Origin of the sequence: Erysipelothrix sp. strain 2 (EsS2-7-Brazil) (assembly GCF_016617655.1) — a bacterium.
In the GTDB taxonomy this organism is placed as follows: Bacteria; Bacillota_I; Bacilli_A; order Erysipelotrichales; family Erysipelotrichaceae; genus Erysipelothrix; species Erysipelothrix piscisicarius.
Window position 1 is genome coordinate 13469 of record NZ_SCFT01000014.1, and the last position, 19030, is coordinate 32498.

At 38.3% G+C, this 19030-nt stretch carries 23 protein-coding genes; 3 read left to right on the forward strand and 20 right to left on the reverse strand.

Annotated elements, in window-relative coordinates:
• Window position 1: 1 nt before the first annotated feature.
• From prmC to EPJ90_RS06960, 11 genes are all read right to left on the reverse strand, one after another.
• Complete coding sequence (gene prmC, locus EPJ90_RS06910; protein ID WP_125163965.1) at window positions 2-853, reverse strand: peptide chain release factor N(5)-glutamine methyltransferase; 852 nt, start codon at window positions 851-853, stop codon at window positions 2-4.
• Window positions 853-1932, reverse strand: a complete 1080-nt coding sequence (prfA, locus tag EPJ90_RS06915; RefSeq protein WP_200542854.1) for a peptide chain release factor 1 — start codon at window positions 1930-1932, stop codon at window positions 853-855. The genes prmC and prfA overlap by 1 nt, the downstream gene beginning before the upstream one ends.
• Window positions 1932-2543 (reverse strand): thymidine kinase, encoded by a 612-nt coding sequence (locus EPJ90_RS06920; protein ID WP_164503768.1) that lies wholly within the window; start codon window positions 2541-2543, stop codon window positions 1932-1934. The genes prfA and EPJ90_RS06920 overlap by 1 nt, the downstream gene beginning before the upstream one ends.
• A gap of 155 nt (window positions 2544-2698) precedes the next feature.
• The gene (gene rpmE, locus EPJ90_RS06925) at window positions 2699-2902 is read right to left on the reverse strand and encodes a 50S ribosomal protein L31 (RefSeq protein ID WP_018580309.1); all 204 of its coding nucleotides are present in this window, start codon (window positions 2900-2902) and stop codon (window positions 2699-2701) included.
• A 201-nt stretch (window positions 2903-3103) separates the two neighbouring features.
• Window positions 3104-3265 carry a hypothetical protein gene (locus EPJ90_RS06930; protein ID WP_200542855.1) on the reverse strand — a complete coding sequence of 54 codons (162 nt, stop codon included), beginning with the start codon at window positions 3263-3265 and terminating at the stop codon, window positions 3104-3106.
• Window positions 3262-3681, reverse strand: a complete 420-nt coding sequence (locus EPJ90_RS06935) for a GNAT family N-acetyltransferase (RefSeq protein ID WP_161636827.1) — start codon at window positions 3679-3681, stop codon at window positions 3262-3264. Before EPJ90_RS06935 ends, EPJ90_RS06930 begins: the two co-directional genes overlap by 4 nt.
• Before the next feature lie 75 nt (window positions 3682-3756).
• Window positions 3757-4137, reverse strand: coding sequence for a hypothetical protein (locus EPJ90_RS06940; RefSeq protein ID WP_161636828.1), 381 nt, complete (start codon window positions 4135-4137; stop codon window positions 3757-3759).
• 25 nt (window positions 4138-4162) lie between these two features.
• Window positions 4163-5440 carry an APC family permease gene (locus tag EPJ90_RS06945; RefSeq protein WP_161636829.1) on the reverse strand — a complete coding sequence of 426 codons (1278 nt, stop codon included), beginning with the start codon at window positions 5438-5440 and terminating at the stop codon, window positions 4163-4165.
• A gap of 85 nt (window positions 5441-5525) precedes the next feature.
• The gene (locus EPJ90_RS06950) at window positions 5526-6428 is read right to left on the reverse strand and encodes a haloacid dehalogenase-like hydrolase (protein ID WP_161636830.1); all 903 of its coding nucleotides are present in this window, start codon (window positions 6426-6428) and stop codon (window positions 5526-5528) included.
• A gap of 28 nt (window positions 6429-6456) precedes the next feature.
• Window positions 6457-6909, reverse strand: coding sequence for a threonine/serine exporter family protein (locus tag EPJ90_RS06955; RefSeq protein ID WP_125163957.1), 453 nt, complete (start codon window positions 6907-6909; stop codon window positions 6457-6459).
• The gene (locus EPJ90_RS06960; RefSeq protein WP_244660396.1) at window positions 6906-7688 is read right to left on the reverse strand and encodes a threonine/serine exporter family protein; all 783 of its coding nucleotides are present in this window, start codon (window positions 7686-7688) and stop codon (window positions 6906-6908) included. Before EPJ90_RS06960 ends, EPJ90_RS06955 begins: the two co-directional genes overlap by 4 nt.
• 146 nt (window positions 7689-7834) lie before the next feature.
• On the opposite strand from EPJ90_RS06960, the gene EPJ90_RS06965 reads away from it, so the two are divergent.
• The 3 genes from EPJ90_RS06965 to EPJ90_RS06975 are packed head-to-tail and all read left to right on the forward strand — an operon-like array spanning window position 7835 to window position 9545.
• Window positions 7835-8155: a PadR family transcriptional regulator gene (locus EPJ90_RS06965; RefSeq protein ID WP_125163955.1), complete on the forward strand. Its 321-nt coding sequence runs from the start codon at window positions 7835-7837 to the stop codon at window positions 8153-8155.
• Window positions 8148-8693, forward strand: a complete 546-nt coding sequence (locus EPJ90_RS06970; protein WP_161636832.1) for a DUF1700 domain-containing protein — start codon at window positions 8148-8150, stop codon at window positions 8691-8693. Before EPJ90_RS06965 ends, EPJ90_RS06970 begins: the two co-directional genes overlap by 8 nt.
• Window positions 8694-9545, forward strand: coding sequence for a hypothetical protein (locus EPJ90_RS06975; protein ID WP_161636833.1), 852 nt, complete (start codon window positions 8694-8696; stop codon window positions 9543-9545).
• 34 nt (window positions 9546-9579) lie between these two features.
• On the opposite strand, the gene pflA is transcribed toward EPJ90_RS06975, so the two are convergent.
• From pflA to EPJ90_RS07020, 9 genes are all read right to left on the reverse strand, one after another.
• A complete protein-coding gene (gene pflA, locus EPJ90_RS06980; RefSeq protein WP_161636834.1) occupies window positions 9580-10323 on the reverse strand; it encodes a pyruvate formate-lyase-activating protein in 744 nt (247 codons plus the stop codon).
• A gap of 177 nt (window positions 10324-10500) precedes the next feature.
• On the reverse strand, window positions 10501-11769 hold the full coding sequence (locus EPJ90_RS06985; RefSeq protein ID WP_161636835.1) for a UDP-N-acetylglucosamine 1-carboxyvinyltransferase: 1269 nt from the start codon (window positions 11767-11769) through the stop codon (window positions 10501-10503).
• Window positions 11770-11903: 134 nt separating this feature from the next.
• A complete protein-coding gene (locus tag EPJ90_RS06990; protein WP_200542856.1) occupies window positions 11904-12800 on the reverse strand; it encodes a glycine betaine ABC transporter substrate-binding protein in 897 nt (298 codons plus the stop codon).
• Window positions 12797-13402 (reverse strand): ABC transporter permease, encoded by a 606-nt coding sequence (locus EPJ90_RS06995; RefSeq protein ID WP_161636837.1) that lies wholly within the window; start codon window positions 13400-13402, stop codon window positions 12797-12799. Before EPJ90_RS06995 ends, EPJ90_RS06990 begins: the two co-directional genes overlap by 4 nt.
• Window positions 13392-14033 (reverse strand): ABC transporter permease, encoded by a 642-nt coding sequence (locus tag EPJ90_RS07000; RefSeq protein WP_125163949.1) that lies wholly within the window; start codon window positions 14031-14033, stop codon window positions 13392-13394. The genes EPJ90_RS06995 and EPJ90_RS07000 overlap by 11 nt, the downstream gene beginning before the upstream one ends.
• Window positions 14026-15156 (reverse strand): betaine/proline/choline family ABC transporter ATP-binding protein, encoded by a 1131-nt coding sequence (locus EPJ90_RS07005; protein ID WP_161636838.1) that lies wholly within the window; start codon window positions 15154-15156, stop codon window positions 14026-14028. The genes EPJ90_RS07000 and EPJ90_RS07005 overlap by 8 nt, the downstream gene beginning before the upstream one ends.
• Window positions 15157-15548: 392 nt before the next feature.
• Window positions 15549-16301 carry a formate/nitrite transporter family protein gene (locus EPJ90_RS07010; protein WP_125163947.1) on the reverse strand — a complete coding sequence of 251 codons (753 nt, stop codon included), beginning with the start codon at window positions 16299-16301 and terminating at the stop codon, window positions 15549-15551.
• A 198-nt stretch (window positions 16302-16499) separates the two neighbouring features.
• Entirely contained in the window at window positions 16500-17366 is an 867-nt protein-coding gene (gene fba, locus EPJ90_RS07015; RefSeq protein WP_125163946.1) for a class II fructose-1,6-bisphosphate aldolase, read from the reverse strand.
• A 27-nt stretch (window positions 17367-17393) separates the two neighbouring features.
• Window positions 17394-19016, reverse strand: coding sequence for a CTP synthase (locus EPJ90_RS07020; protein WP_200542857.1), 1623 nt, complete (start codon window positions 19014-19016; stop codon window positions 17394-17396).
• Window positions 19017-19030 lie beyond the last annotated feature (14 nt).

A 19030-nucleotide genomic window follows, 5' to 3' on the forward strand; every position in this document is an offset into this window, starting at 1 on the left:
ACTAATCTTCGTGATTAATACCCTTGTAGACAAAGACCATACGATCAAGGCCATTGATGTCTTGACGAAGCACAATCTTAGCGTCACTAAAAAATTCTTGAGCTAAAGAAACAACGGCTTCTCCAATATCAAAACCAATCTCAAAAGCCATCACTGCTTTATCGTTTAAAACAAGATGTGCCTTTTCAAACACTTTGCGATAGAAAAACAAACCATCCTCACCACCAAATAAGGCAACATGAGGTTCATTATTTAATACCGATGTTTGAATATGTTCTGTATTTTTAATATAAGGTGGATTACATGCTAGAACATCAAGTTTAATATTTTTCTCGATTAATGGTTCTAACATATCTCCTTGCATAAATTCCATATCTGCTTGGTTGTAATCCGCATTATGGCGTGCTACTTCCAATGCTTCTTCACTAATATCCGAAGCATATACTTTTAAGTTTAATTCTTTCGCTAAAGCAATGCCGATAGCACCACTACCACAAGCAACATCCGCAATTACGGGTGTATCAAAATGTGCATCAATATCCGATAAAAGATGACCCACAAGCTCTTCAGTTTCTGAACGCGGTATAAGAACTCCCTCATTCACAAACATTTTATAGCCGTAGAACCATTCATAGCCCAAGACATACCCTAAAGGCTCGTCTGTAGTTAATTGATTGATCTTATTTCGATATTCGTCAGAGAAAACAGCATCAACCGTTTCATTGTAAATAGCAAACATATCCAAGTCTTGATCTCGTAAAAGTTCAAGCATCAAAACACGAGCGAAGCCCGTATAGATATTTGCTTTGTCGAGAATCGCTGTTCCCTCATTAACTAAATCTTTATAAGTCATTAAGCACCTTGTTCAAGGATTTCTTTTTGTTCTTGCTCAAGAAGAGCATTAACAATTTCATCCAACTTACCTTCCATAATAATATCTAATTTTTGTAATGTTAATCCAATTCGGTGATCACTCACACGATTTTGTGGATAGTTGTATGTACGTATTTTTTCAGAACGGTCTCCAGTACCAACTTTCGACTGACGTTCGCCATGACGTTCTGCTTGTACACGACGTTGGTGTTCTTCATAAACACGAGCACGAATTAAGCGCATTGCTTTATCTTTATTATCGTGTTGTGAACGACCATCTTGACACTTCACTGCAATCCCTGTAGGTTTGTGAACAATACGGACTGCTGAGTCCGTTTTATTAACGTGTTGTCCACCGGCACCGGATGATCGCATTGTATCGATTTCAAGATCGTTTGGATCAATATCAATTTCTTCATCCTCAACATCCGCTAAAACGAGTACGGTTGCAGTTGAAGTATGAATTCGACCTTGTGTTTCTGTTTTTGGCACACGTTGAACACGATGTGCTCCCGATTCAAATTTAAAGTGACGGAATGGTTCCGCACCTTTAACAACGAATGAAATTAAAGAATATCCACCCGCTTCAGCATCCATTGCTTCAATTAATTCATATTTGTATCCAAGACTTTCTGCATATCGGGTGTACATACGGTATAAGTCACCTGCGAAGATATTTCCTTCATCGCCACCCGCTGCTCCACGAATTTCCACAATTGCATCAAAGGAATCTGATGGGTCTTTAGGAACCAACAGAACTTCGAGTTCTTCGATAATTTTTACCATTTTTTCAGAATATTCCGCAGATTCCATCGCTGCAAGTTCTTGCAACTCAGGCTCATCGACCGCAAGCATTTCTTGTGCTTGCGTGAAAAAGTCTTCTGCTTCTAAGAATTGTCGGTATGCATGCAAGACTTGTTGCATGGACGATTGCTCTTTACCTAATTTTGCCATCATTTTACGATCCGACAACACTTCTGAAGACATCATCATCTCAGTGATTTCTTCATCACGTGCTTGGATCTTTTCAAGACGGTCTCTCATTGTTTGTTCCATCATTATTTATCACCTTCGCTATATCCATTAATTTGAGGTTTGTCCAAAACAATATGGTCGTGTCGGCAACGTGCTTCATACGCTTCACTCGCACCAATCATCACAACGGGGTCATGATAGGATGCTGGTTTTCCATTTACTAAGCGTTGTGTACGTGTCGCGGGTGCGCCACATTCTGTACAAACCGCCGTTAGTTTTGTTACAAACTCTGCAGTAGTCATTAATTTAGGAATTACGCCAAAAGGTTCACCACGAAAATCCATGTCAAGACCCGCAACCATCACACGTTTGCCTTCTAAAGCAAGATGGTCACACACCTTAACAATTTCTTCATCAAAGAATTGAACTTCATCAATCGCAACAACATCCGTTTCTTTCGTAACGTATTTTAAGATGTCTGTCGCATTATCAACTACAACACTCTGCACGCTAGTTCCCGCATGCGAAACGACCTTACTGTCACTGTAGCGATTATCCACAGCTGGCTTAAAAACAATAATGTTTTTATGTGCAAATTTTAAAACATTAATACGACGAATTAGCTCTTCAGTCTTTCCAGCGAACATGCAGCCTGTAATGACTTCGATATAACCCTCTTGATATTGATGATACATCATATTCTTTCACCTCATCATTATTATTCTATCGTATTTTAACAAAATTAATACACAAAGTCCTAAAAATAACACTATATTTTTACATTTCATAATTTACTCATAAAAAAGAGCGTTGTCGCCAACACTCTTTTCATTGTTTATAAGGTTGAACCTTATTTTATACCATATTTCTTATTGAACTTGTCAATACGTCCAGCTGCATTAGCAAAACGTTGTTTACCTGTATAGAAAGGATGGCAGTTTGAGCAAGTATCTACACGTAGATCTGTTGCTGTTGAACCAACTTCAATTTCAGTATTACAAGATGAACAAACAATTTTAGTTTGGTGGTATTCTGGATGAATTCCTTTTTTCATATGTACATGTCTCCTTCCGCCTAAAGTTTTTTCACTTTAGATAAGTGCTAAGTTATAATATCATATCCGATAGTAAAGCGCAATAAAAATTGCTTATGCATATCATGAAATTTTAACACACCCCAGTTTGCTTTGAATTCAAATTGAAATGAATGCCTTTTTAAGCCTTATTTGCGCCTTTAGCCGACTTAAAATGAGCGCTTAGTTTTTGTGTGCTTTAATGATGTTTTCAATGATAATGCCAATTAAAAGTCCGAAACTTGGTACCACAACCATTGAGTAGGTAGATAGGTGGTTCGTCAGAACTCCGACCGTCGTTCCAATTAAGAGTCCGAATCCAATACCATAACCGTTTTCTTTCATGAGACCCCTTTCCGATATTTTACGAAGCATTTCCCCTGGGCATCCTCAATAAGTGTCATGGGAATTCGTTTGTAAAATTCTATGAGTTTTGGATTATTATCGGTTACCAAGACCGTTTGTCGAACGTCGGGATACAAAGATAATAATGTCAACAGAAGTGTTTGCCCAATTCCCTGACGTTGGTATTCATTCAGAATAAGCAAATCCTGAACATAGAGAATGGTCTCGCCATCACCGACAGCACGGATAAGTCCTACAAGTTGGTTCTTATCCCACGCCGTAAGCGTGATCATTGAATTTTCAATCGCTCGCATGAGTTTTTCCGGATTGTTTGTATAGGTATACCAACCCGCATCTTCATACAGCTTCAAAACATTGTTCAATTCAAGTTTGATATCTTGTTGATACGTAATCATAAAGGATCACCACCTTTATGATTATTGTATGCTTTATGAATCGATTACACAACTGGATGCATTGTTTCATTGGTTTTACTTTGTTCGATTTCTTAGTTCTTTGTATTTCAACGTAAAATCAAGCGTGCCCACGGCAACAAGCAGCGACACTGTAATCAGATAGGCCAACTCGAGACGATGCGTTAAAAATAAAAAGATACTAATCCCAAATAAACACAGAAGAAACACACCTAAAAATCGCACTTCTTTTGAAAGAACTGGCGTTTCAAAATGACTTAAGGACTCTCGATTATATTTATACACACCCACCCCAGACATGATGATAGCAATATCGAGAAGATATGTCGTTATAAAAAAGAAGTTACCGGTCCTTGAAAAAACAAGCCACCCTAAGCCGATAGCAATGATGATATAGATTGGTGCATAAAGGGAAAGACTCTCTTTAATTTTTTTCATGTTAACACCCCTTTTGTTTGTTCAATCAAGCCTCAGTTGGATCTTGACGCTTGTACTTCATTATAAAGTAGAAAGGCACTGCAATAAGCAAGCCTGCAAGCCCCCAAAGCAGTTGTTCCATGGTTGCTTGTGATAACATCCAAAAACTTACGGTAATCGCAAAAAGCGGAATAACTGGACCTAAGGGCATTTTAAAGTCAAATTCCGTAGGCTGATTGCGTTTGCGAAAGACCAAAACAGATAAACATGTAGGTATATATTGTGCAAATCGCGAAACAACACTGATTGCAGCAAGCGTTGCGAAACTCCCTGAGAGTGCAATCGGAATTGCAACACCAACTGAAATTAAGATGGCATATGTGGGTGTATTACGTTTACTTCGTTTACTGATAAATGAAGGAAGTAATCCGTCATCCGCAAGTGCAACACCGCATCGTGGTGTAACAAATGAATTCGCAATATTTATACCACCTATAGAAACAAGCGTACCCGCTGCGACCAGTGCAGATCCAAAAGGACCTAATATCATCCCCATTGCAGTCTGAATCGGTGTTGGAATGTTCGCAAGTTCTGGTCCTAGAATTCCAATTGATACCAGCTGTATGAAAAAATAGAAAAACGAAACAACAATCATCACTATCACCGTTGCCTTCGGCAAATCCTTCTGCGGATTTTCCATATCCTCTGCAGCAACCGAAATGTTTTCGAATCCGGTAAATGCATAAAATAACAGCAATGCTGTTTTTCCAAAATTACCGGTTGATTCGATTTGTACCGGGTGGAAATTACCCGGTTGAATAAAAAAGATTCCAATCGCAATAAACATGAGCATGGGCACCAGTTTTGAAACCGTCACGACATTATTTAGAATCTTAGATACATTAACCCCTATCACATTCACAATCCCGAGTCCCACTAAAATACAAACGACCACACAATTTTGTATCATTGGGTCTTGAGCTGCTGGAATAATTTGTCCCAGCGCTGTTGCGAACGCTACGGCCATGGTGGCCCAAGCAATGATACAAATGGCCCACTTAATAAAACCAACTTCAAAGCCGATAAAGTCACCAAATGCTTCTTTCGCATAAACGTAGGGACCACCGTTTTTATTGAAATACGTTGCCGCCTCCGCAAAACACAATCCGATACTCATCACAACAAACATATTGAAAATAAAAACACCTAAACTTGCTGTTCCCATGAGTGCCATTGCTTTATTCGGTAAAAGAAAAATACCTGAACCAATAATAGCGTTAATGCCTAATAAAATGATGCTCAATAAACCGAGTTTTTTCTTCATGTCTACCATCCTAACTGAAAATTGAATTTATACCTAATGATAAACGAAATCAGATAAAATGGGTATCATTTTCTAAAAAATTGTATTAACGGTTTATGGAACGGGACATAATGGTTGTCGTGTGGCGGATACCACGAATCGCAACCGAGAGCGCAAAAATATTTTCCACCAATGCAAGTCCACCATAACCGGCATCACCAATATGTTGAATGTCTGCACCAGCAATCTTATTGCGAATTGCAATATTCTCAATAACTGATTTACTTGATCCTTCTTGACTTGTTCCTATAGCTGTAAGGACAAGACCCTTGTTATTATGAACTACTTTAATTGCACTTATAAGTTCATCATCTGTAAATCCCGGAACCGTTCCTACTGCTGGCATCAAGATAACATCCGCCCCCGCATCACAAAACGATTTTAGCGTTGCTTCATTAGGAACAACCGATTCATCAACGCCTGCACCATGCATTTTCCCCGCAATAATCATTCCACTAAAGTGCGTACGTGCACTTTGAATCGCTTTCTCAATTTCACGATTTGTAACACCCGTTCCAGGATTGCCAGTAAGACATATAAAATCAAAACCAAGATTTTCAGCTGCTTTCAGTGTCTTCTCAGAACACATTCGGCCCTCGGCAATAACGCCTTGCGACTCTAACATTGCTGCTTTAAAATCCACCGGTTCAAGATTCACACCAATGGGACGTCCTACCAGCTTTTTAAGCTTTCGTATGGTTTCATGCGGTTCACAATCACCAAGGCCCTCTATGAATGGTTTGAGTGTATCAAAGCCATTGAGAAGAATTAAATCTGCACCAAATGCCTTCGCAACTTCTGCGTTGGTAATGCCCCCTTGGACTGAGCCAAAAACAACATTTTCAGAACAAATTGTCCGACCTTCTGCTGCCTTAATGGCATTCTTTAAGGTTGTACCATCCATCGTCAGAAAATCACTCGCATTGCAATCTAAAATACGTTTACTCATTATAACTCCCCCTTTTGTTTATCATTTTTTATGAACGACAAAACTTACGTTGAATCACACGAACCACCAATCGATAAATGACTTCTGTCATAACAATTGCAATCGCAATCGTTACTGACAATGTAAAGGTTCGAACGAGTAATTCAATACCCAATATATAATCAGCACCAATAAATGCCTTTACAGTTTGATAGGCCATAATCCCTGGAACTAATGTGAAAATTGCAGGAATATTAAAAACAGTTGTTGGCATTTTCAAGTACTTCGCAAACTGCATGGATAACATGGATACCGTTGCGGCACCGATAAATATTGCTAATGTCGTATCAAATCCATGTTGTATCAAACTCCAATTCACAATCCATCCCATCATGCCCGTGATGCCACAAAAAACCAACGCACGCTTTGGTACGTCAATAATAATGCCAAATCCAAGTGCTGCTGCAAATGCACTCACAAGCTGTATCACAATTGTCATCATAGAAATACACCTGCCATTACTTGAAGTGACGCCATGATACCTGAACCGATCATAATCGCAATAAACAATGCCTCAACCATAAATACGGTTCCCGATATTGTATTGCCTACAAGAAAATCACGAATCGAATTCATGATAGGAATGCCAGGAACCATCAACATAATGCTTCCAATAATAACCGTCTCAAAATCTATAATAAGGCCCTTTCTTTGTAAACAAATCGTCAAAACACCAATACTAAACGAGGCAATGAATTCAGCAATAAACTTAACATTTAACTTTTTAGAAGCATAATAATGAATTCCAAAGCCAATCATTCCGAGAAGCATTGTAATTGGAAAATCAAAAAGAGACCCTTCAAAAATCAACATCATAAACGCACTCACGAATGCTGCCGCAACATATTTCATCCATACCGGATATTGCATTGCATCACTATTTATTTCTTTCAAACTCATATAGAGCTCATAAACATCAATTTCATTGGCACTAAAGAGACGTGATAATTGGTTTACATCTGCTAACTTCGCTAAATTACTTCGACGCTTTCGAATTCGCTTCATTTTAATTTGTTCACCATCTGAAGTCGTCACAAAGATACCCGTAGGTAAAACAAAACTAACCCCAGCACCTTCACCTTGCTTAGACTCCAAAATGCGATTCATTGTATCTTCTACACGATGCATCTCCGCACCGTTTTCCATCATAAGTTTTCCGGCTAAAATACAAGCATCTAATAATAATTCATACTCGGTCTTTTCCATTTCATTCCCTTTCATTCTTCTTAAACTAACTTTATTATACCTTAAACATCAACGCGATAGCGGTTTATTTACCGAGAAAATGCAAGTCAGAAATAAATTACAAAAACACTACCTTGTATAATAAGGTACTGTGTGATATATTGTATTAACGAGGTGAGATTATGAACACTCAATTTAAAAAAGGCGTCTTAGAGCTCTGCGTTCTATCACTGCTATCTCAAAAAGAATATTATGGATATGAATTAATCAGTAAGATTTCTGAGACCATCGAAATTACTGAAGGAACGATTTATCCACTTTTGAAACGTCTTAAGGATGATGGATATGTTTCCACAAAATTGGTGGAATCAACCCAAGGCCCATCGCGGAAATATTATGAACTAACCGATCGAGGGAAAACTTATACCATAGCACGCATCGACGAATGGTTCGTATTTACCGGCCATGTAAATGAATTATTGGGAGGAGAAAACCATGACTAAAAATGAATATTTATACATACTGAGAAAAAATCTACAAATTCTACCACAAAACGAGATTGATGATATTATTCAAGATGTCCACGAGCACTTTGAATTTGGACTTGCCGAAGGAAAAACAGAAGCTGAGATTTCACGAACACTGGGTGATCCAATTGAGATGGCACGTCAGTATACTGGTGGCAGAATCTATGAAGAACCACATCATTATGAACCTAAAAGCGATTCCTCGGAGCGTGTATTGACAATTCTAGTTAAAATCATTATTGCATTTTTCTTGATTGGTCCTGTCTTAGCGGCCTATGCGATTCTATTTGGATTCTTTATTTCAGGAATTGTCTTAGCATTTGTGTCCATTCCCCTCCTTTTTGGAGGCATTTTACCAATGATTACCATCCCTACATTCGGCCTTCTAGCCCTCACATCACTTGGTCTTTTGCTCCTTGGCGTCGGAACCACATGGCTTACAATTTATGGTTTTAAAGGTCTAAACTATCTCGTTAAGAAATTCTTTCAATTTAATTTAGGAGGTAATGCATAAATGAAAAGCGTTCGTAAAATTTGGATTCCGATTGTAATGGTAATCTGCGGTTGTGTCTGCTTAAGTTTCGCAATCGGAATCCCGCTCAAGAATGTACTCAATGACTCAACGACCATTTTAAATCCTAATGACTTTGAAGATGTTACGCATACATTTAAGGAGGATGTTTCAGCGATTCGAATTGAAACAGGAATTATCAATACATTAACAGTTAAATATGTTGAAAAACCAGAAATCACAGTTAAAGGATTTGGAAACCTAGAGCAATATCGTGCTGAAATAAATCATAAAACACTGACGGTAGGAACCATTCCGACCACATGTCACTTTGGAAAATGTAATATCTCAAATTTTGATTCCCTAGAAATTGAAATCCCTGTTTCCTATATGGGTACGATACATTTTGAAACCATTAAATCCAATATTATTTTGGAAGGGTTGGGCGATGATGCGGTACGTCCCATTTCAATCGATGGTATGAATTCAAACATTACCGCACATAATTTAATCGCTGACTATAAAATCGATAGTATGAATACCAAAATAACAATCAATGATGGTGGAGGGTCAATTCGCCTTAATGGATTAAGTACATCGGCTTACATCAACTCAATTATTGGTAATTTAGATATTGAATCGGATGCGATGTCCGCTTATACAGAATTCCCTCATGGCACCTCTGGATCATATTCCATTACAATGAATGGGATGAGTAATTCATACTCCAATCCTCATGATAGCCAAAAACAAAGTACACTGGGTACCTTACAACATCATTTCCGACATGGTATGGAAGGCTTTTCCATAACCTATGAATCTAATGGACTCAGCAATACACTTGTTGTGAAATAAAAACAACCAGTTCCTTTAGGAACTGGTTATTTTTTTATAATTCTTTGCGAAGTGTTTCTACTTTTTCACGTAAATATGTTTGTAAGTCAGCACAAACATCACGATTCATGGGCGGAACACCTTCAAGTGGATATTCTTTATCGATGAGTTCGTACTTATTAACACCCATTGTATGATATGGGAGCAATTCAATGCGTTCAATATTATTGAGCGGTGCAATATATTCTGCAAGTTCATCCATATATTCGTAGGTATCATGGAATCCTGGCACAATAACAACACGAATCCATGTCGCAACACCATGTTCTTGTGCTTTCTCAAGGAATTGATGTGTAACCCGAATTGGAGCACTCGTCATTTCACGATATTTTTTTTCTTCCAATCCTTTGATATCGTAAAGAATTGTGTCTGTCACACTCAGAATATCATCAAACGTATCCGGACGTCCAAAACCTGAAGTATCCAAACATGTGCTAATGCCTTCGGCTTTACATGCTTTCATTGCTTCATATAAAAATTCAGGTTGGTTGAGCGGTTCCCCACCACAGAAGGTTACTCCTCCGTCTTCACCAAAATATGGCTTAAATCGGCGAAGCTTATCCATCAATTCATCAACGGTAATGGCATCTTCCGGATCAGTTTTCCACATATCAGGATTATGGCAAAATAAACAACGTAATGGGCATCCTGATAAGAATGCGATGGTACGAATTCCCGGTCCGTCCACCATTCCCATTGTTTCAAATTTACGAACATAACCGGTTCTAGAGTCTTTCATGGTCACATCTCCTTTTTAGTAATACAAGTGTATCATATATCTCAAAATGTACATGCTTAAGGCTCATCTTGTAAGCGTTTACCGAAATAACAATGTTCACAAATTCACGTATTTCACAAAAAAACGTTTGTACTTAGTATACAAACGTTTTGATTTCACAAAGATTAAGTTTTCGTATTACGCTTTATCTTCTCGCCAAATAACGCCACCTAAAGCCGTGAGTTTATTATCAATATCGTCGTAACCACGATCAATATGATAGATTTCACTAATCTCAGTGACACCTTCCGCGATCAATCCCGCAATCACAAGACATGCTCCGCATCGTAAATCCGTTGCTTCTACCTTAGATCCATATAATTTCGAAGGGCCTTCGATTGATGCTTGCGCAGGAATCAATTGAATGTTTGCGCCCATGCGGTTTAATTCATTACAATGTTTAAATCGCTCAGCATAGATTGTTTCCTTAACCGTGGAATGGCCGTGCGTTTGTGTAAGCAGTGCCGTTAACGGTTGTTGGAGGTCTGTTGCGAAACCAGGATAAGTTTGTGTCGTAATATCAATTGCTTCGAGCGGTTTATCAGATTTTCGAATGCGAGCATAATCCACACCCACTTCAATATCAACACCCATCTCAATAAGTTTTGAAATCAAAGCATCTAAGTGTTGAGGAATGATATTTTCAATCGTCATATCATCCGCAGCCGCTGCTGCCATGATAATATAAGTTCCCGCTTCAATGCGATCTGGAATCATCTCATGTGGCTTACCCGTCAAACGTTCTACACCTTCAATGGTAATCACGTTTGTACCTGCACCACGAATATTCGCACCCATCTTATTTAAAAAGTTTGCGACATCAATAATTTCAGGTTCTTTCGCAGCATTTTCAATGATTGTTTTACCTTCAGCTAAAACTGCTGCAAGCATAATATTGATTGTTGCCCCAACAGATTGAAAATCAAGATAAATTTTCGCGCCAACAAGACGCTCCGCTGAGATTTCATAGAAACCATGCTTGTATTCAATGGAAGCACCCAGTGCTTCAAATCCTTTTAAGTGCAAATCAAAAGGACGCGGTCCGAGATAACACCCGCCCGGCATTTGCATTTTTACATATCGATATTTTCCTAAAAGTGCTCCCATAAAATAATATGATGCACGTAATTTTGTAACTGCTTCATGATCTAAATCCACGTTTTTCATACCTGTTGTATCAATTTGGAAATGATCAGGGGTTGGTGAGGATACATTTACATTAAGTTCTCTTAATAATACTGATAAAGATTCAACGTCCGAAATATTAGGAACGCCATAAATATTAACTTCACTATCAGATGCGAGAATGGCTGCAGGAATCAATGCCACTGTAGCATTTTTTGCTCCACTAATTCTTACCTTGCCGTTTAAACGATGTCCACCTTCAATTTTTATAACTTTTGCCATTCAAACAACTCCTTTTGTCCATTGATATTATAACCGATAATGAATAGAAAATATACCTATCCACCATCTCTCATTTGATATTCATAATCTAAGAATATCAAATGAGATCGGTACATAGGTATTAAATAAATTATTTAAGGTTTTTGAATTAAATTTTTTTGAATTAAAAAATCGCGCGCAACGGTTTCAGGGTTTTTAACTTCCACATCCACAAGATAGTTTAGATGTCGTGATTCGTCTGTCGTAATTGAATTTGAAAGTTTTTCCAATACCGCTTCAACCCCTGGAAAATCGTGTTCTAAGTCCGCTCGAACAAGAAAAGCGGATTGATAACGAGGAAAGAAATTCAGATCATCTTCAAGCATTGTGACAGGATAACGATTCACCATTCCATCCGCGCTTGTCACCAAAGTCACATCCATATTATCACTAACCAAGCCCGCAAGTTTTAAGCCAATATCAATTGAATTCTCTTCTTTAAAATCCATATCGTAAAACTTCGTTAAGGGCTTATAACGAACCGAGCCGTTATCATCAAAAAATGAATGCTCTGCCGCAAAGATTAAATCTTGAGCAAGCGGTTTAAGGTCTGAGATTGTTTTAATATTATAGGCCTGGGAAAGTTCATCCGTTATTGCAACAACATAAGAATTCTCAGATCCTAGTGGTTCGAGTAATTTTACGTTTGCATTTTCTTGAGCGAGATTGTTTGTGAAATCAAAGAGCGATTGACTTGATGGAATATCCTGAGGATCCTGTTTTAAAAATGTTGTAAGTACAGTGCCATCCCAACTTAATGTCATATCCATGGCACCACTTTTTATTTGATCAAAGGCTAAATTGTATGCCATCGATGGTTGGATATACACCGAGTAATCTGTATACGTTTCGATCATGATTTTTGCCATGTAGGTCGCAACATTCATCTCCGCAATATCCCCATCAATAATTACAAGATCACCCTCTTGACGGCTTCCACAACCACTTAGAGCGAGAAGCGCAACGACTAAGATGATTATTTTTTTTCTCATATCGATTTTCCTCCTTGCTTGGCGATCAGACGTTTTTCATACTGTCCCATCGCGGTATCAATCACAAGGGATATAACGACCAAGGCCAGCGTTCCATAACCCAATAGTTTCATATTTTGTGTACGGACACCGCGGTATAAAATGGAGCCCAATCCGCCACCACCCACAAGCGCACCAAATACCGCAACCCCTACCGATGTCACGACTGCAATACGCATTCCTGAGAATATAAATGGAAACGCTATGGGTAATTCAACTTTGAAAAGCCTTTGAATTTTCGTCATTCCCATCCCTTGGGCTGCTTCACGAATTCCCGGATCAACACTTTCCAATCCTGTAACAGTATTTAATACAACGGGGAGTAATGAATACAGCACCAAACCAATGATCACAGTTTTCTTTGTGGGCCCAAAAAAGGCCATCAAAATCCCCAACATCGCAAGTGTTGGAATTGTCTGTAGAATATCTACGATTAATAAAATCGGTTTCTTAAATTTTGGATAGACATATGCAATCATCCCAATCAGAAGACCTAAGATTAAGAGAAAAAAAGCAGATACTAAAACAAGAAATAGATGTTCTAAAACCATACTAACGGTCATGATGTGTACCTCCTGTTATAAGGCCTTTAGGCATAAATTTTGTTTGAAGATAATCTACAAAGTATCCCATAAGAATTGCAAGGATAGCCGATGGAATCGCTCCAATTAAGATTGTTTCTTGAACATTGGTATCAATGCCTCGATAAATAAATACGCCCAGTCCACCTTGACCGATCATCGCCGCAAGGACTGCCCAACTTACGGTGTAAACTGTAGACATTCGAATACCTGCAAAGATTGAAGGCACCGCCATAGGCAATTCAACCTTTAAAAGTGACTGCCATTGGGTCATACCAATACCTCGTGCCGCTTCGACATAACTTGCATCCACATCTAAAATTCCTGCATAAGTGTTTTTTAAGACTGGAAAAATCGCATATGCCGTAAGGGCAATATAGATGGTCTTCGGACGCATCCCGGTATATACAAAAAGCACCCCGATAAAAACAATTCCTGGAATGGTTTGAAATAATCCAATTATGGGCATCACATACTTAGAAATCGTTTTAAAACGGGATAGGATTGAGGCTAAAACGATTGCGATAAGGGATCCAAACGTAACTGCGACCACGACAAATTTAATATGTGTCATGATTGCTTTTAAAAGTTCGGGAAGCAATGCACTACTCATTACTATCACCACCCCAAACAACATTCGTTAGACTTCGTGCAATCGAACCCCGTGTAATAATCCCCATCACTTCACGATCATCGTTAATCACAATAACGTAATCGCGTTTATTTTCAGTAATTTCACCAATTGCTTGTTGGGCATCCTCATTTTGATTAAAAGCTGGCACACTTCGTTCAACAACTTCCGACACCCGCTGATATGTATCGCGTTTTGAAATCATCTCATCAATCCAAGCAACCCCCAAATATCTCTTCGCTTCATCCACCACCACAACACTGTTTAAATCACGGGTACGCATTAACCCCAGACATTCAAGAATCGGTCTTCGCTCAAACACTTTAAAGACATTCGGTTTCATTAAGTCTCCACACGTCAAATCAAATGAAGACCCATTCTCGTGCATCTGTTTTCCCATAAACTGTTTAACTTGCTTGGTAGCTGGATGACGTAACATCTCTTCGGGTGTTGCTTTTTGAACAATTTTTCCACCTTCCATAAAGACAATTGTATCTGCCATTTTTATGGCTTCGTCCATGTCATGAGTAACGAAGACAATGGTAATACCTAATTTTTCTTGAATTGACTTCACTTCATCTTGCAAAGCATCACGCGTTACGGGATCCAATGCACCAAATGGTTCATCCATAAGAATCACGGGAGGGTTTGCGGCAAGTGCACGTAACACACCAATACGTTGCTGTTGTCCACCACTAAGTTCGGATGGATAACGACTGGCATACGTCTCATAAGGCATTCCAACAAGAGGCATTAACTCCCGTACCCGTTCATCAATACGTTGTTCATCCCACTTCAAAAGCCTTGGTACAATCGCAATATTATCTGCGAGAGTCATATTTGGAAAAAGACCAATCTGTTGTATGACATAGCCAATATTTCGACGTAAATCAATGACATTCATGTCATCAATCTTTTGACCTTTAATATATATTTCACCACCATCATGTTTGATAATCCGATTCAACATCTTCAATGTTGTTGTCTTTCCACAACCTGATGGTCCGATAAGGCATACAAATTCGCCTTGATTTATTGTTAGATTTAAGTTTTCAATAACGACTTTGTCATTATAAACCTTCTTAACATTTCTGTATTCGATCATATATTTTCCTCCTATTTTAATGCTGTCGCATAAAAAAAAATGTACGCGACATTTCCCTTAAAATTCATTCAGAATGTTGATTCAAGCACAACTTAATTAAGAGTCAATTATGATGTTTTTAATCATAATGATATAAATAGTATAACGCAAAATACACTTTGAAACAAATTACGCCTGTTTTCATTCCGTAATCAATTCAAGAAAACTTCAAAATAAGCTTCAATTTTTCAAGAATAGTTTGTACATAAATGACTTCCGATTTTTAAATAAAATGGACTGAAAGCTCAATACAGCGTCCCTATCCGCCCAAAACACATACATGGCATCTTTTATCCAAGATCATTGATATCCATACGAAACAGCGTAAAACAAGCACATACGCAAAAAAAGAATCACAGATTGTGATTCTTTGCATGAGATGCCTGAGTATAGAGATAGCCTACCAAAACTGCACCACCAATGATATTACCTGCATAGGAAAATAAAATATTTGATGCGAATTCAGAAAATTGAATCACACCATTTTGCATCCCTGCAGTTAATAAAAACATATTCGCAACACTGTGTTGGAAACCAAGCAAAACAAAAACCATAACTGGAAACCAAATCCCCATAATCTTTCCAGCACCGTCTTTCATTGCGACATTAAGCCATACCGCTAAACCTACAAACCAATTACAACCAATTCCTGAGATTAAAGTTGCGAATGGGGAATACGATGCTTTACCCATTGCCAAACGATTTACCGTTTCACTATAATGGCTCAGCTCTCCACGTCCTAAAACCAACGCCACAAACACAGCCCCTACCAAGTTCGCAAGTGTAATAACAACCCAATTCATCACGAGTTCTTTTAATGTAACTTTTTGATTTGCATAAGACGTTCCCACTACGGTCATATTACCTGTAATTAATTCTCCCCCGGCAAGCAAAATCACAATTAAACCAATCGGAAATACACTGGCACCCAAAACATTTCCAAATCCGCCATCTACAGTCGCTACGATTTTAATATAGGCAAGATACCCTAGCGAAATCATTGCCCCAGCAATAAATCCAAGAATCCATTGTTGCTTTAAGGTTTTATGTACCTTCACAACCCCTAAATCGGATACACGTTCAACCGTTTCATCTAATGAATACATAAGTCTCCTCCAAGTTCCAAATGTAATCTTACGTTGAGATGGCCGGCAATTCAAGGGTACATCCACAAAGTTTGTGAATATTAACGCATCTTTAATTTAAATCGGTTTCAGTTTGGTCAACTTTGTTTATAACCGACATGATTGCACAAAAAAACCATCGACATCATACGATGCCAATGGTTTTATATATGTATCGAATTAAGCTTTGTTAGCTGAACCCATCATATCAATTTTTTCTTTAACTGTTGCACGGATTGCATCGGTACCTGGAGCTAAAAGTTTACGAGGGTCAAATCCTTTACCTTCTAAATCTTTACCTGATTCGATGTATTTACGTGTTGCTTCAGCAAATACTAATTGACATTCTGTGTTAACGTTAATTTTTGAAACACCTAATGCGATTGCTTTTTTGATTTGGTCTTCAGGAATTCCTGAACCACCGTGTAATACTAAAGGAATGCTTCCTGTAGCAGCTTTAATTGCTTCTAAAGTTTCAAAGCTTAAACCTGCCCAGTTTTCTGGGTATTTACCGTGAATGTTACCAATACCAGCTGCTAGGAAATCAATTCCTGTGTCAGCGATTGTTTTACATTCTGCAGGGTCTGCAAGTTCACCTGTACCGATGATTCCGTCTTCTTCTCCACCGATTGAACCTACTTCAGCTTCAACTGAAACACCTTTTGAATGTGCTAATTCAACGATTGCTTTTGTTTGTGCTAAGTTTTCTTCGAATGGTAAGTGTGATCCATCATACATTACTGATGTGAATCCTGCTTCGATGCATTCTTTAGCACCTTCAAAACTACCGTGGTCTAAGTGTAATGCTACTGGAACTGTAATATTTAGTTCTTCTAACATACCGTTTACCATACCAACGATTGTTTTGTAACCTGTCATATATTTACCAGCACCTTCTGATACTGCTAACAAGATTGGTGATTTCATTTCTTCTGCTTGAAGAAGAACTGCTTTTGTCCACTCTAAGTTATTAATGTTGATTGCTGGTACAGCGTAGTGTCCGTCACGTGCTGCTTCCAAAATGCCTTTAGCTGATACTAATGCCATAATAATAAATTCCTCCTATTTATATATCTATTCTACTCTTTTTTTCGCAAATTGCAAAGACGCATTCACAAATCCGTAGAATAATGGATGTGAACGGTTTGGTCTTGACTTAAACTCTGGATGATATTGACATGCCACGAAATAATCATGGTCTTTAAGCTCAATAATTTCCACGAGTTGACCATCAGGACTTAATCCACTGAAGCGTACTCCAGCCTTCTCAAATTGCTCACGATATTTATTATTAAATTCATAACGATGACGATGACGTTCAAAAATAACATCCTCATGATTGTAAAGATCATACACCTTACCCTCATGATCAAGTTGACATGGATAATTACCTAAACGTAATGTACCACCAAGATCTGTGTGTTGTAATTGGTCTTCCATAAGATCAATTACAGGATAATTCGTTTCCGGTACCAGTTCGGTTGAATGTGCACCTTCTAAATCGCATACATTACGACCAAACTCGATCATCGCTACTTGCATTCCTAAACAAATTCCAAAGTACGGAACATTATTTTCTCGTGCATATTGCGCGGCTAAAATTTTACCTTCTACACCACGTAACCCAAATCCTCCAGGTACAAGAATACCATCTAACCCCTTAAGTGTTTCTGTAACATTCTCGGCTGTAATCTCAGCTGAGTCAATCCATTCAACTTCAATTTCACTGCTGTATGCATAACCCGCATGTAAGAGTGCTTCGCTCACAGATAAATAAGCATCATGAAGCTGAACGTACTTCCCAACAAGACCAATTTTAACTTTATGTTGTAGGTTTTTTGCACTGTCAATCATCGCAGACCATTCTGTCATGTCAGCTGCAGGTAAATCACCTAAACCAAATTTATGAAGAATATAATTATCAAGTCCTTGCGCTTGGAAAGAAAGTGGAAGTTCGTATAAGTTTTCCACATTGCGTGATTCAATAATTGCATTCTCATTCACATCACAGAAAAGCGCAATCTTATTCTTCATATCTTGTGTTAAAGGCTCATCACAACGTGTAACAATAATATTTGCTTTGATACCGTGTGACATGAGTTCTTTAAAACTATGTTGTGTTGGTTTTGTTTTGAATTCGTTACTTGCAGGAACCTTAGGAATGAGTGTTGTATGAACAAACACAACATCCTCAGTTTTATTTTCCGCATGGACTTGACGTACCGCTTCTAAAAATGGAAGTGATTCAATGTCCCCTACTGTACCACCAATTTCAGTGATAACAACATCCGCTCCCGATTCTTTTCCAGCATCATAGATTTTATTTTTAATTTCATCTGTGATATGTGGAATAACTTGAACTGTTGCACCTAAATATGCACCTTTTCGTTCCTTATTAATAACACTTGAGTAGACACGACCTGTAGTAATGCTGGCATTTCTCGTTAACTCTTCATCAATGAAGCGCTCATAGTGACCTAAGTCTAAGTCTGTTTCGGCACCATCTTTCGTTACGAAAACCTCACCATGTTGGTATGGTGACATTGTTCCTGGGTCTACGTTAATGTATGGATCAAACTTTTGCATGAACACTTTCATGCCACGATTTTTGAGCAATCGCCCTATCGATGAAGCGATAATTCCTTTACCAATTCCGGATACAACACCTCCGGTTACGAATATATACTTTGTTGCCATGTCTAATCTCCTTC